The organism is Staphylococcus sp. GDY8P57P, from assembly GCF_017892585.1.
Classification (GTDB): Bacteria; Bacillota; Bacilli; order Staphylococcales; family Staphylococcaceae; genus Staphylococcus; species Staphylococcus borealis.
The window spans coordinates 58,601-72,258 of record NZ_JAESLK010000006.1; the positions used below are offsets into that span (position 1 = coordinate 58,601).

At 33.9% G+C, this 13,658-nt stretch carries 15 protein-coding genes and 1 pseudogene; 6 read left to right on the forward strand and 10 right to left on the reverse strand.

Annotation, left to right across the window (positions count from 1 at the left end):
* Window positions 1-165: 165 nt before the first annotated feature.
* The 8 genes from KA878_RS02735 to KA878_RS02770 all read right to left on the reverse strand — a co-directional run bounded on the left by KA878_RS02735 (window position 166) and on the right by KA878_RS02770 (window position 6,436).
* On the reverse strand, window positions 166-522 hold the full coding sequence (locus tag KA878_RS02735; protein WP_070855117.1) for a Na+/H+ antiporter subunit G1: 357 nt from the start codon (window positions 520-522) through the stop codon (window positions 166-168).
* Window positions 500-790 (reverse strand): Na(+)/H(+) antiporter subunit F1, encoded by a 291-nt coding sequence (locus tag KA878_RS02740; protein ID WP_070855116.1) that lies wholly within the window; start codon window positions 788-790, stop codon window positions 500-502. The genes KA878_RS02735 and KA878_RS02740 overlap by 23 nt, the downstream gene beginning before the upstream one ends.
* The gene (locus tag KA878_RS02745; RefSeq protein WP_193839580.1) at window positions 790-1,269 is read right to left on the reverse strand and encodes a Na+/H+ antiporter subunit E; all 480 of its coding nucleotides are present in this window, start codon (window positions 1,267-1,269) and stop codon (window positions 790-792) included. Before KA878_RS02745 ends, KA878_RS02740 begins: the two co-directional genes overlap by 1 nt.
* On the reverse strand, window positions 1,269-2,768 hold the full coding sequence (locus KA878_RS02750) for a Na+/H+ antiporter subunit D (RefSeq protein WP_193839579.1): 1,500 nt from the start codon (window positions 2,766-2,768) through the stop codon (window positions 1,269-1,271). The genes KA878_RS02745 and KA878_RS02750 overlap by 1 nt, the downstream gene beginning before the upstream one ends.
* Window positions 2,761-3,102, reverse strand: coding sequence for a Na+/H+ antiporter Mnh1 subunit C (mnhC1, locus tag KA878_RS02755; RefSeq protein WP_053029787.1), 342 nt, complete (start codon window positions 3,100-3,102; stop codon window positions 2,761-2,763). Before mnhC1 ends, KA878_RS02750 begins: the two co-directional genes overlap by 8 nt.
* On the reverse strand, window positions 3,102-3,530 hold the full coding sequence (locus tag KA878_RS02760; protein ID WP_053029785.1) for a Na(+)/H(+) antiporter subunit B: 429 nt from the start codon (window positions 3,528-3,530) through the stop codon (window positions 3,102-3,104). The genes mnhC1 and KA878_RS02760 overlap by 1 nt, the downstream gene beginning before the upstream one ends.
* A complete protein-coding gene (locus KA878_RS02765; protein WP_075108686.1) occupies window positions 3,511-5,922 on the reverse strand; it encodes a Na+/H+ antiporter subunit A in 2,412 nt (803 codons plus the stop codon). Before KA878_RS02765 ends, KA878_RS02760 begins: the two co-directional genes overlap by 20 nt.
* A gap of 133 nt (window positions 5,923-6,055) precedes the next feature.
* Window positions 6,056-6,436: a kinase-associated lipoprotein B gene (locus KA878_RS02770; RefSeq protein WP_075108687.1), complete on the reverse strand. Its 381-nt coding sequence runs from the start codon at window positions 6,434-6,436 to the stop codon at window positions 6,056-6,058.
* Between the two features lie 68 nt (window positions 6,437-6,504).
* Between KA878_RS02770 and KA878_RS02775 the strand changes: the two genes are divergently transcribed.
* The 6 genes and pseudogenes from KA878_RS02775 (at window position 6,505) to KA878_RS02800 (ending at window position 13,088) form a co-directional block, all read left to right on the forward strand.
* Window positions 6,505-7,101: a peptidylprolyl isomerase gene (locus KA878_RS02775; protein WP_053029781.1), complete on the forward strand. Its 597-nt coding sequence runs from the start codon at window positions 6,505-6,507 to the stop codon at window positions 7,099-7,101.
* 275 nt (window positions 7,102-7,376) lie between these two features.
* Window positions 7,377-7,757 (forward strand): S1 domain-containing post-transcriptional regulator Ygs, encoded by a 381-nt coding sequence (ygs, locus tag KA878_RS02780; RefSeq protein ID WP_053029779.1) that lies wholly within the window; start codon window positions 7,377-7,379, stop codon window positions 7,755-7,757.
* A 200-nt stretch (window positions 7,758-7,957) separates the two neighbouring features.
* Window positions 7,958-9,085: an NADH-dependent flavin oxidoreductase gene (locus KA878_RS02785; RefSeq protein WP_193839578.1), complete on the forward strand. Its 1,128-nt coding sequence runs from the start codon at window positions 7,958-7,960 to the stop codon at window positions 9,083-9,085.
* Window positions 9,086-9,491: 406 nt separating this feature from the next.
* On the forward strand, window positions 9,492-10,682 hold the full coding sequence (locus KA878_RS02790; protein ID WP_075108690.1) for an ornithine--oxo-acid transaminase: 1,191 nt from the start codon (window positions 9,492-9,494) through the stop codon (window positions 10,680-10,682).
* A 107-nt stretch (window positions 10,683-10,789) separates the two neighbouring features.
* Window positions 10,790-12,034, forward strand: a complete 1,245-nt coding sequence (locus KA878_RS02795) for a Glu/Leu/Phe/Val family dehydrogenase (protein WP_053029774.1) — start codon at window positions 10,790-10,792, stop codon at window positions 12,032-12,034.
* Window positions 12,035-12,193: 159 nt separating this feature from the next.
* Window positions 12,194-13,088, forward strand: a pseudogene (locus KA878_RS02800) (ISL3 family transposase).
* A 63-nt stretch (window positions 13,089-13,151) separates the two neighbouring features.
* Here KA878_RS02800 and KA878_RS02805 read toward each other — a convergent pair.
* Entirely contained in the window at window positions 13,152-13,298 is a 147-nt protein-coding gene (locus tag KA878_RS02805) for a bacteriocin (protein ID WP_070855109.1), read from the reverse strand.
* Between the two features lie 19 nt (window positions 13,299-13,317).
* Window positions 13,318-13,461: a bacteriocin gene (locus KA878_RS02810; RefSeq protein WP_193839577.1), complete on the reverse strand. Its 144-nt coding sequence runs from the start codon at window positions 13,459-13,461 to the stop codon at window positions 13,318-13,320.
* Window positions 13,462-13,658: the final 197 nt, after the last annotated feature.

Sequence of the window (13,658 nt, forward strand, 5' to 3'; positions counted from 1 at the left end):
ACACTTCTTTCTCAATAAAACGTAATAATTACGATTTATGATAGCATATCTAGTTTAATTAGACAATAAAAAGCGAGTACAAGATAGCAATCACTTTGAATTCTATCTCGTACCCGCGTTTATGATTAGAAGTAAACCAAGCCTTTGTTTTGTTAGGACCTTGAGTTATATCTTTTTATTTTTAAATTCATTTTTAAGTTCATCAATTTTTGTATCTTTAGTGTAAGGTGTTTTATTATTATAGGCTGCTCTCATAATTAAGTGACTTGAGAGTGGGCCAGTTACAAGGATAAAAAGAATACCAAAAATCAATTGCATATTAATATATCCGTCAGTAGCAATAAAGTATAAGAATGTACCAAACAGAAGGAAAATAGCACCTAAAGTTGCTGATTTACCAGCAGCATGGCCTCGTGAATAAATATCTTTCAATCTTATAATGCCTATAGCTGTAACAGCACTAATAATTGCTCCTAAAATAACAAAGATAACTGCCAAACTAGTGACGATGTTCGTTATCACGTTCAATCACCTTACCTTTATCCATATATTTTGAGAAGACCGCTGTACCTAGAAAGGCCAAGATACCAATTAACAAAATGGCAACGAGTAGATATTCCGCCCCCATAAAAATACTATATAGCGCAATACATGCCATTAATTGTAAACCAATTGCATCAAGTGCTAAAATTCTATCAGCTAATGTAGGACCTTTGATAATACGTGTAAACATCGCTAACATTGATAGGGCAACAATAATTAAAGCAATCATCATAATGATTTTTACCATTAGTCTTCGCCCACCTCTCTAACTACTTTCTCTAATGAAGATTTTATACCTTCAATTTCTTCTTCTTTTGTACTGAAATCTATAGAGTGAATGTATATTTTTCTTCTATCATCGCTAATACCTAATACGACTGTTCCTGGTGTCAAAGTAATTAGATTAGATAATAATACGATTTGCCAATCTGTTTTTAAATCAGTGTGATATACAAAGAAACCTGGTTCATTTTTAAGTTTAGGTTGTAGAACAATCTTTAATACATCAATATTGGCTTTTAATAATTCTACGAAAAATACAACTGCCAATTTTAAAATCTTATAAACTTTAATTAAATAAAATCTTCCTGGTAATATTCTACTAAATAAATATACCAATCCTAGTCCTAGTATGAATCCGAGTAAGAGGTTATTTAATGTATAGCAACCACTTAGGAAAATCCAAATAAAAGCTAAGATGAAGTTTAAAATAATTTGAATCGCCATTATGATCTACCTCCTAAGACACTCTTGATATAGACGCTAGGATCATAAAATGATTGAGCCGCCTCAGATATTAATGGATATAATAGATCAGCAGATAATCCAAATACAACGGTAATGATGACAGCTATAATAGAAATTGTAGTTGCTTGTTTAACATTAACGTTTTGCGTAACTTCATATCCTTTTGGTTCTCCGAAAAAGCCTTTCAAGAAAATGTGAATAACAGAATAGAGTACTACTAAACTTGAAAGTAATACAATAAGGCCACTGACATAAAAGCCTTTTTCAAAGGTTGCTTGTACGATGTAATATTTACCATAAAAACCACTTAATGGCGGTATACCAGCTAAACTTAGTGCTGCGATGAAGAAAGTCCATCCAAGCACCGGATAGTGTTTGATAAGACCACCAAAGTCTTTAAGACTGGTTGATTTCGTAATTTGATACATTACACCGATAAGTAAGAATAGGGCAGTTTTAACTAACATATCATGGATTGTATAGTAAATAGCACCTATAATACCCGCTTCATTCATCATAGCTACACCAACTAAGATAACGCCTACAGCAATCATGATGTTATAAATAATAATCTTTTTAGTGTCATCATAGGCGATGGCACCTACCGAACCAAATATGATCGTTAATAAGGCTAAGAATAAAATCGTATAATGTGAAAAACTCATTGTATCGTGGAAGAACAAGCTCAATGTTCTTAAAATCGCATATACACCAACTTTTGTTAATAAAGCACCGAAAAATGCAATAATTGCAAATGGTGGCGCATAGTATGAACCTGGCAACCATACATACATAGGGAAGGCACCAGCTTTAGTTGCAAATACGAAAATAAATAAAATAAAGACAATACTTAAGAGCCCACCGTGAGTATTAGATAATGTAAATAACTTCTCACTAATATCCGCCATATTTAACGTACCAACGATAGAATATAAAATCGCAACCGCCATCACAAAGAATGTTGAAGTAACAATATTGACCAATAAATATTTAACTGTTTCACGCAATTGGATTCGCGTACCACCAAGTACGAGTAGTGCGTATGATGACATTAAGAAAACTTCAAAGAATACAAATAAGTTAAAAATGTCACCAGTTGTAAATGCGCCGATAATACCGACTAACATAAATGTGATAGAGAAATGGAAGTAATAACGTTCTCTATCGATGCCTGCAGTTGTAAACGAAAAGGCAGTAATTAAAATAGTTATAATAATACTAGTCACAATTAACATTGCACTGAAACTATCTAGTAAAAAGATAATGCCATAAGGTGCAGGCCAAGAACCTAATTCTACTTTTAGTGGTCCGTGAACATAAACATTATATAAATTTATAATCGCAACGATTAATGTAAGCAACAAACCGATTATCGTGACATATCGTTTTGCACGATAACGTTGTCCTAAAAAGACCAATATAATTGCTGTAAAAATAGGTACGACTAATGAAAGGACGACTAAATTATTTTCAATCATCATCTAACACTCCTTTCATTCTTTCTACGTTGTCTGTACCTAACTCTTTATATGTTCTAAATGCTAACACTAAGAAAAAGGCAGTTGTCGCAAACGCGATAACGATTGCCGTAAGTATTAATGCATGGGGGATAGGATCAACATATTGACTAATCGCCTTTTCATAGATGGGCATTTCGCCATGTTTTAATCCACCCATTGTAATTAAAAATAAATTGGATGCATGTGTAATTAATGTTGTCCCCATAACAATACGTATCAAACTTTTAGATAAAACGAGATAGACACTAATTGAAGTGAGGATGCCACATACAAATATCATGATTATTTCCACTATTCGCTCTCTCCAATCGTTATAATAATTGTCATGATCGTTCCAACTACTGCACATAGCACGCCAAAATCAAAGAACATAGGCGTGTTCATATGCACAGGTTGAAGTAGGGGCAACGGTATATTAAATTCTGTGTGCGTGAAAAAGTTTTGACCATAGAACCAACTCGCTAATGGTGTGCCAACACAAAATAATAAGCCAATACCAATTAGAATTTTAAAATCCCATGGAAATACTTTTTGCATCGTCTTAATATCAAATGCAATTGCAATGATTGTTAGTGCACATGATAATAGTAAGCCACCTACGAAACCGCCACCTGGTGTGTAATGTCCTGCGAAGAATAATGTGACACCAAATAAGGCGATTAGAAAAGCGATAATAACAGCAGCATATTGAAACATTAAATTATTGTTCTGTCTGTTCATCACGTTTCACCTCACTTGATTGATGTTTACGACGCAATTTAATCATTGTATATACACCTAAACCGGCAATACCTAATACAGATGATTCGAATAATGTATCCATACCACGGAAGTCAACAAGGATGACATTTACCATATTCTTACCATGAGCTAAATCGTAAACATGTGCTTTATAGTATTCTCCGATAGACGTAAAATGTCTGTTGCCATATGCAATTAAGCCTAAGATGATAACTACTAGACCTACACCTATAGAGATAAGTGCATTCGTTAATTTAAATGATCGCGTTTCATTATAGCGATTTAAATTCGGTAAATGATAGAAACATAACAAGAATAGTGCTGTTGAAATAGATTCTACTACGAATTGTGTTAATGCAAGGTCTGGTGCTTTGAAAAATACAAATAGCACGGATACTGAATAACCGACGACACCGAGCATAATAACGCTAAATAAACGAGATTTCGCTATGACAACCATAAATGCTGCGATGACTAATAATATTAAAATCGCAATTTCATAAATATGAATGTTATTAATATCTTTAAAATTAAAATCAAATGGAACGTTTAATAATGTCACAATCGTAACGACGATAAGCATGCCGAATATTATGACTAAACTATCTCTAACATAACCATTTACATAACTATTCGTCATGTTCGCTGAATAATTAGGTAAATATTTTCCAGTTGAATCGTACCAATGATTCAATGTAAGACGTGTTGGTTGTGCGTGCAATAATCGAATCCAATAACTAAATGTGAGTAATAATAGAATACCGATTACCCAAATTATTAATGTTGAAATAAATGCAGGTGTAATACCATGGAATAAATGGAATTCTGCATTCACATTCTGCATGCCACTGATTGCAGTTGTAGCTGGCTCAACAATAGATTGTGTTATTAATCCAGGGAACAAGCCAAAGACAATAACGAGCACAGCTAAAATGATTGGAGATAGTAACATTAGCATTGAAGCTTCGTGTGCTTTTTTTGGTAAGGCATTCGGCTGATGTTTACCAAAGAAAATATACGTAATAAATTTGATTGAATAAACGAAAGTGAAAATACTTCCCACTATAGCTAAAATAGGGAAAATAATACCTAACGTATTTAAGCTAAACAGATTAGCATGAGAAATCTCAATCATGGCTTCAAGGAATTTCTCTTTAGAAAGGAAGCCATTGAATGGTGGAATACCAGCCATACTCAAAGCTGTAATAACAGTTATGGTAAATGAGATAGGCATAATCGTTAGTAAGCCACCAAGTTTTTTAACATCTCTTGTACCTGTAACATGATCAACAGCACCTGTAATCATAAATAGCGCACCTTTAAAAGTAGCATGATTGACTAAGTGGAATACTGCTGCAGTAAAGCCAGCGATATACAATTGACTCTGACTTCCCTCGAAGTGATAACTTACGGCACCAATACCTAACATTGACATAATCATGCCAAGTTGAGACACAGTTGAAAAGGCAAGGATACCTTTTAAATCTTGTTGTTTTGTTGCATTTAAAGATGCCCAGAATAGTGTGATTAAACCGACTAATGTAATGGTCCAAATCCACCCTTGAGAAATTGCAAAGAGTGGTGTGACACGCGCTACTAGATACAAGCCAGCCTTAACCATCGTAGCTGAGTGTAGGTATGCACTCACTGGGGTAGGTGCTTCCATTGCGTCTGGTAACCAAATATAAAACGGTACTTGCGCTGATTTTGTGAATGCACCTAACATAATGAGTACCATTGCTAATGTGAATAAAGGACTATGTTGAATCACTGAAGCATTAGCAATGAGTTCATGTAAGCTAAGTGAATCGCCAGCTAGAGAAATTAAAATGAATCCCCCTAATAAACTTAAACCACCAAACACTGTAATGATTAAAGATTTCTGTGCACCATAAATCGATGCGCGTTTTTCTCTCCAGAATGAAATAAGTAAAAAACTTGAAAAAGACGTTAATTCCCAAAATAAATATAAAATGATTAAATTGTCTGAAAGGACAACGCCTAACATTGCACCCATAAAAAGTAATAAATAACAATAAAAGTTACCAAGTTGTTCAGACTTACTTAAATAGCCGACAGAGTATAAGACGACTAATGAGCCGATACCTGTGATAAGTAAACTAAATAAAATACTTAAGCCATCAAGGTATAAATCAAAATTCATACCTATATGAGGCATCCAGTTTAATGTTTTTATTACTGTATTACCTGACTGAGTAGTCGCAATATGAGATAAGAAATAAATAAATAAGACAACAGGAATAGGTAATACAAACCAACCTAAATGAATCTTCTTAAAGAATCGATAAAGAATTGGAATAAGGAGTGCAAATATTAACGGTAGTATGACCGCAATATGTAACAAACTCACTATGTTATCCTCCTTAAAAAATATTTATGAAATATATTATACATGAATCATATTGTTCTGAAAAACGACGATAACGCTTACGGGTAGCGATTTTTCGGAACTTGTTAAATAAGAAGAAACACGTTCAAATTTCCTATAAAAATTTTTGTTTATATTGAATTGAGTAGTCATTTTTTAGATTTTCAAGATTAGTTAATGCTAATTTTGAAAATTCTGTATCCTGTTGTTTTAAATCATTTTCCATTTTTGTAATGGCTTGTTGCAATGACGCTTCATAAGGCATTGCTTCTACATTAAATTCACGTAATTGCGAACGTGTTGCATAACGTTTCTCATAATGACTTAAAGCACGTCTTTCATGGAAAAAGACACCTTCCGTTTGACCTGGGTTATGTAAGTCACCTTGTTTTGGATGTTTAATCACTTGTTCGACTTGGACGAGAACTTGATCATCATTCTCTTCTTTAATTGTGACACCATAAGCACCCGTCTTATGTGAGAATCGATATAACATGCTATATTACTTCCTTTCAAATGTGTTAAGATGTATCTATATCATCATAACATGAATGGAGAATTGAAATGACTAACTATCCACAACTAAACAAAGAAATACAAGATAATGAAATTAAAGTAGTTATGCATACAAATAAAGGCGATATGACATTTAAACTGTTCCCAGATATCGCACCGAAAACAGTTGAAAATTTTGTGACACATGCGAAAAATGGTTACTACAATGGTATTACTTTCCACCGTGTCATTAATGACTTTATGATCCAAGGGGGCGACCCAACAGCGACTGGTATGGGTGGTGAAAGTATTTATGGTGGCTCATTCGAGGATGAGTTCTCATTAGAAGCTTTCAACTTATACGGTGCACTTTCAATGGCAAATGCAGGACCAAACACAAATGGTTCACAATTCTTTGTCGTACAAATGAAAGAAGTACCTGAATCTATGGTGAATCAATTAGTAGATGGTGGTTGGCCTGAACCAATTGCTAAAGCTTATGCTGAGAATGGTGGGACACCTTGGTTAGACCAAAAACACACAGTATTTGGTCAACTTATCGAAGGTGAAGCAACATTAGAAGATATTGCAAATACGAAAGTAGGGGCACAAGATAAACCTGTACATGATGTAGTCATTGAATCTATTGATGTAGAAGATAAATAATCAGTGGCTATACAATAAAAGTTCTGTCTAGCGAGTCGGCGGTTGATGTCGATTCGCTTTTTTATGAGATGCGTATTTGAATCTAATGTCAACGTCGCAGCAAAAGTTAGCATAGTCATAGGACGCATTTAAATGCGAACGTTTAAGTCCTAATCGTCAGTAGGCGTATAATATTATTGAAAAAATGTGGATTTTTATTGGTTTATAGTTAGTCCAAGTTTGTGATTTATGCTATTATAATTATGTTAAGTAAATCGAAGTAAGGGGTTATCAAGTTGAATAATCACTATAAAGCAGGTCAGCATATTAAAGTGCGTGTGACTGGCATTCAACCGTATGGCGCTTTTGTTGAGACCCCTGACCATACTGAAGGACTTATCCATATTTCAGAAATTATGGATGATTATGTCCACAATTTAAAAAAATTTCTATCAGAAGGACAAATCGTTAAAGCAAAAATTTTATCAATTGATGATGAAGGAAAACTCAATTTGTCTCTTAAAGATAATGATTACTTTAAGAATTATGAACGAAAAAAAGAAAAGCAGTCAGTATTAGATGAAATTAAAGAAACAGAAAAGTATGGGTTTCAAACGCTTGAAGAACGCCTACCGGTCTGGATTAAACAGTCTAAACGTGCGATTCGTAATAATTGATTGACTGTTAACACGCTCAGCTAACGTTATATGTTACATATAACGCTAGCTTTTTTAGTATCTTCGTTTATAAGTGTGATAACTCGTTTCTAAGTAAGGTGCTATGTATATGTATGCATGCACATGCAAGCAAAATATTGGTGGAAGATGATTTCTTCGTGCTATAGTCTAGTCATAATAAAAATGGAAAGGACTTACTTATGAATAATAAATACGAAAAATTATTTGAAACAGTCACATTACCTAACGGGATTGAATTAAGAAATCGCTTTGTTTTAGCACCATTGACGCATATTTCATCTAATGATGACGGTACGATTTCAGATGTTGAAATACCATATATTGAAAAGCGTTCTAAAGATGTAGGTTTAGCAATCAATGCTGCAAGTAATGTTAACGATATCGGTAAAGCTTTTCCGGGACAACCTTCTGTTGCACGTGATTCAGATATAGAAGGACTCAAACGTTTAGCGCACGCAATGAAGAAAAATGGCGCTAAAGCATTAGTTCAAATCCACCATGGCGGTGCCCAAGCTTTACCTAATTTAACACCAAATGGAGATGTGGTTGCGCCAAGTCCAGTCACATTAAAAAGCTTCGGACAAACAGAAGAACATGCCGCTAGAGAAATCACACCAGAAGAAATTGAACAAACTATCAAAGATTTTGGTGAAGCTACACGACGTGTCATTGAAGCTGGCTTTGACGGTGTAGAGATTCACGGTGCCAATCACTATTTAATCCATCAATTTGTGTCTCCATATTATAATAGAAGAAATGATGAATGGTCTGACCACATGAAATTTCCAACTGCTGTTATAGATGAGGTATTAAATGCCAAGGAACAATATGCAAGTGATGATTTCATCGTCGGTTATCGCCTTTCTCCTGAAGAAGCAGAATCACCAGGTATTACTATGGAAATTACAGAACAACTAATCCATACAATTACTGAAAAATCCATTGATTATGTTCATATTTCTTTAGGCGATATTCATTCAAAAACAAGAGAAGGTAAGTATGCTGGACAAGAACGATTGAAATTAATCCATCAATGGGTTAATGGTCGTATGCCTGTCATTGGTGTAGGTTCAGTATTTACAGCTGATGATGCATTAGATGCGATTGAGTCAACAGAAGTTGAACTTGTAGCGCTAGGTCGTGAAATACTATTAGATTATAATTTCATCAGCAAAATTCAAGAAGGTAAAGAAGATCAAGTTTTATCAGAATTTGACCCAAATCGCGAAGATAAACATGGATTAACACCTAATTTATGGAATCAATTTAACGAAGGCTTTTATCCTTTACCTCGTAAAGATAAATAAGTATGAACGATTGGTTCGTCTTTATAAAGAAATGTTGACTTAGCATTATATTGTAATGGTGCGCGTGCATGATATGTTAAGTCATGTGTCGTTATTCAATTTAATGATATGACAAGCTGAAACAGGTTATGGCAATGACATTTGCTTTAACCTGTTTTTTTAATATGACAAATATTGAAGTATTTTATTTATCGGAAAATTTTTAATATTTTGCTTGTAAATTTATTGGGAGATATGTCATTATATCTGTAAGGGCTTTCATTTAGATTTAAAGGGCATATATGATGTAATATTTAGTCATTTCATGCTCTTATTAATTTTGCACATATCCTCAATGTATATAGCATCGAAAGCCGCAAACGTATGGCCATTAGTTTTAATATAAATTAAGCAAAGGGGAGATATTATGACTAAGTCAGAACAAATTATTGAATTAACAAACCACTATGGAGCACAAAACTATGTACCTCTACCAATCGTTGTAGCAGAGGCGGAAGGTATATGGGTAACTGATCCAGAAGGTAATAAATACATGGATATGCTTTCAGCTTATTCAGCTGTAAACCAAGGTCACCGTCATCCTAAAATTATTCAAGCGCTTAAAGATCAAGCTGATAAAGTTACTTTAGTTTCTCGAGCGTTTCACAGTGATAATTTAGGTGAATGGTATGAAAAAGTATGTAAGTTAGCTGGCAAAGATAAAGCATTACCAATGAATACGGGCGCAGAAGCAGTTGAAACTGCATTAAAAGCTGCACGTCGTTGGGCATATGATGTTAAAGGTCTTGAACCAGATAAAGCTGAAATTATTGCGTTCAACGGTAACTTCCACGGTCGTACGATGGCACCTGTGTCTTTATCATCAGAAGCTGAATACCAACGTGGATATGGTCCGTTATTAGATGGTTTCCGTAAGGTGGATTTCGGTGACGTTGATAAATTAAAAGAAGCAATTAATGAAAATACAGCTGCTATTTTAGTCGAACCAATTCAAGGTGAAGCGGGTATTAATATTCCACCTGAAGGTTATTTGAAAGCTATCAGAGAATTATGTGACGAACATAACATTCTATTTATTGCCGATGAAATCCAAGCTGGTTTAGGACGTTCTGGTAAACTATTTGCGACTGATTGGGATAATGTTAAACCAGATGTTTATATTTTAGGTAAAGCACTTGGCGGTGGTGTATTACCAATTTCAGTAGTGTTAGCTGACAATGAAGTATTAGACGTCTTTACACCTGGCTCACACGGTTCTACGTTTGGTGGTAATCCATTAGCTTGTGCGGTTTCAATTGCTGCATTAGATGTTATTTTAGATGAAGATTTACCTGGTCGTTCAAATGAATTAGGGGAATACTTTAAATCTGAATTACAAAAAATTAATCACCCAGCTATTAAAGAAGTACGTGGTCGTGGCCTCTTTATTGGAGTTGAATTACATGAAAGTGCTAGACCATTCTGTGAGGCATTAAAAGAAAAAGGCCTATTATGTAAAGAAACACATGATACGGTGATTCGTTTTGCACCTCCTTTAGTTATTTCTAAGGAAGAATTAGACGATGCATTAGACAGAATTAGAAGCGTATTTAACTAAGTTCAAAAAGTTGTAACATTCATTTTGAAAACCCTTTAAAAAGCAAAGACATGTGTTACAATATGTATGAAAGCGAAATCATTTGTTAAAAAGAGGCGAAAGTGATCATGACTGAGAATAATAATTTAGTGACTTCTACACAAAGTATCATTAAAGAAGCTTTACACAAATTGGGATTTGACGATGGTATGTATGATTTAATCAAAGAACCATTGAGATTCTTACAAGTTCGTATCCCAGTACGCATGGATGACGGTACGGTTAAGACATTTACAGGTTATCGTGCACAACACAACGATGCTGTCGGTCCAACTAAAGGTGGGGTACGTTTCCACCCTGAAGTTGATGAAGAAGAAGTTAAAGCATTATCTATGTGGATGACTTTAAAATGCGGTATCGTCAACCTACCATATGGTGGTGGTAAAGGTGGTATCGTATGTGACCCACGTCAAATGAGTATTCATGAAGTTGAACGTTTATCACGTGGATATGTACGTGCAATTTCTCAATTCGTTGGTCCTACTAAAGATATTCCAGCACCAGACGTATTTACGAACTCTCAAATAATGGCTTGGATGATGGATGAATACAGTGCATTAGATAAATTTAACTCACCAGGTTTCATCACAGGTAAACCTATTGTCTTAGGTGGTTCACAAGGACGCGACCGTTCTACTGCATTAGGTGTAGTTATCGCAATTGAACAAGCAGCTAAACGTCGTGGTAAAGAAATTAAAGGTTCTCGCGTAGTTATTCAAGGATTTGGTAACGCAGGTAGTTTCTTAGCTAAATTCTTATATGACATGGGTGCGAAAGTTGTAGGTATCTCTGATGCTTATGGTGCATTACATGATCCTGAAGGTTTAGATATCGACTATTTATTAGACCGTCGTGATAGCTTCGGTACAGTTACAAACTTATTCGATAATACTATTTCTAATAAAGAATTATTCGAATTAGACTGTGACATCTTAGTACCAGCTGCTATTTCTAACCAAATTACTGAAGATAACGCGCATGATATTAAAGCGGATATTGTTGTTGAAGCTGCAAATGGACCTACGACACCTGAAGCAACGCGCATTTTAACTGAACGCGGTGTGTTATTAGTACCAGACGTATTAGCAAGTGCTGGTGGTGTAACAGTATCTTACTTCGAATGGGTACAAAATAACCAAGGTTATTATTGGTCTGAAGAAGAAGTAAACGATAAATTACGTGAGAAATTAGTAGATGCTTTTGATACGATTTATGAATTAGCTCAGAATAGAAAAATCGATATGAGACTTGCGGCTTATATTGTCGGTATTAAACGTACTGCTGAAGCAGCACGCTATCGTGGTTGGGCTTAAGCCATAATATCAATTTAATTAGGCGCCATAATAAATTGGACTGATGAATTTAGTCATCAGTCCAATTTTTATGTTTTGAATACAAAAATGGCGCAATTACCTCTATAATTATTAGCTACCAAACAAAATAAAAAAGAAAGGAAATGCGTCTATAAGTCTATTTTAAATACATTAAAAAATTAAAGATAAAAACCTATATTTTTCAGATGAAGTGACTGAGAAAAAACATAAAGGACGAATGAGCTTGTTTTACTATGCCAAGCTCACTTATCAACCTACACTATTTATGCAAATGCTGTATCGCACCGCATCGTAGATGTAGTAGCGGATCGTAAGTTAAAATCACTAAAAGATCATTTTTATCGCTATTCTTTGAAACTAAGTCAAAAAGTCAAAACGGTAACGATTGATATGTATAAACCATATATGTCACTAATCAAACAATTATTTCCTAATGCGAAGATTATTATTGATCGTTTTCATATTGTTCAATCTTTAAATCGAACGTTAAATATGTCTAGAGTTTATATAATGAATTGTTATAGAACCTCTAATAGACTGCTTTATAATAAATATAAAAGTTATTAGAAACTATTTCTTAAACCTTTTGAAACGCTAGAGGCATTTAATTATCGTGAAGTCCATTTATTTAAAGAGTGGAAAACCGAAAAAGGCATTATAAATTACTTATTAGGTGTAGATGTAGAATTATTTAATACATATCACTACGTTCATGAGCTAAGACGGTTATTAAAAGAGAAGCAAATAGAGAAATTTAATCATAAACTTTTTTCTATTCATCTTTCAGATGTGTGTCCGAAATTACGCCCAGTCATTAGAACTTTAAGACGATTAATAACTTTCATTGAAAATACCATGACATATTCTAACCTGACCAACGGTCCGTTAGAAGGAATTAATAATAAAATCAAACTCATTAAAAGGGTATCTTTTGGTTATAGAAACTATAATAATTTGCGCAACCGAATTATTATAACTTCGCGACTATTTGCCTCAAAAACAAAAAGAGATTAAACAACCTAAAGTTGCTTAATCTCAATATTAGGACTCATCTGTCCGATTTGACGAAGAGCCTTTTTAGTTTAAATAATGAGTCCTATCTTCGAGTACCATAACCCTCTTTTAAATCATGCCAACCATTTGAAATGGCATTACCAATATCAGTGATTTCGCCAGTGATTTCACCAACAATCCCTTTACCACCATTGATATCTTTTAATTCTTTTTCATTTAGTGTTTTCATGGAATAGTCCTCCTTTAAATTATTTTTCTGTGAATTTATTAACTAAATTACCAATACCTTGTCCTATATTGCACATTATTCCATCTTCTTCAAAATTACCAGAACAACCAGTTTCACGACCACCATTGATATCTTTTAATTCTTTTTCATTTAGTGTTTCCATTGAAATAGTCCTCCTTTAAATAATTTCATCTTACATTTTATAAATTAACATCTGAATGTAAAGAGAATGTAAATATACAATTAAATGAGCTTTTTTTTGAATTTATTTTTTTTATCATCGAAATATTTTTAATAAATATCGTATATTAATATAAAATTAGTCTATTTTCATTTGAAGTTGATAAAGTCCGTATAATT

Bases quoted from the DNA above. Each gene is read 5' to 3' on its own strand.
- KA878_RS02740 (WP_070855116.1), bottom strand. From the start codon at position 790: ATGGTAAAAATCATTATGATGATTGCTTTAATTATTGTTGCCCTATCA.
- KA878_RS02745 (WP_193839580.1), bottom strand. From the start codon at position 1,269: ATGGCGATTCAAATTATTTTAAACTTCATCTTAGCTTTTATTTGGATT.
- KA878_RS02750 (WP_193839579.1), bottom strand. From the start codon at position 2,768: ATGATTGAAAATAATTTAGTCGTCCTTTCATTAGTCGTACCTATTTTT.
- KA878_RS02760 (WP_053029785.1), bottom strand. From the start codon at position 3,530: ATGAACAGACAGAACAATAATTTAATGTTTCAATATGCTGCTGTTATT.
- KA878_RS02770 (WP_075108687.1), bottom strand. From the start codon at position 6,436: ATGTTATATCGATTCTCACATAAGACGGGTGCTTATGGTGTCACAATT.
- KA878_RS02775 (WP_053029781.1), top strand. From the start codon at position 6,505: ATGACTAACTATCCACAACTAAACAAAGAAATACAAGATAATGAAATT.
- KA878_RS02785 (WP_193839578.1), top strand. From the start codon at position 7,958: ATGAATAATAAATACGAAAAATTATTTGAAACAGTCACATTACCTAAC.
- KA878_RS02790 (WP_075108690.1), top strand. From the start codon at position 9,492: ATGACTAAGTCAGAACAAATTATTGAATTAACAAACCACTATGGAGCA.
- KA878_RS02795 (WP_053029774.1), top strand. From the start codon at position 10,790: ATGACTGAGAATAATAATTTAGTGACTTCTACACAAAGTATCATTAAA.
- KA878_RS02805 (WP_070855109.1), bottom strand. From the start codon at position 13,298: ATGAAAACACTAAATGAAAAAGAATTAAAAGATATCAATGGTGGTAAA.
- KA878_RS02810 (WP_193839577.1), bottom strand. From the start codon at position 13,461: ATGGAAACACTAAATGAAAAAGAATTAAAAGATATCAATGGTGGTCGT.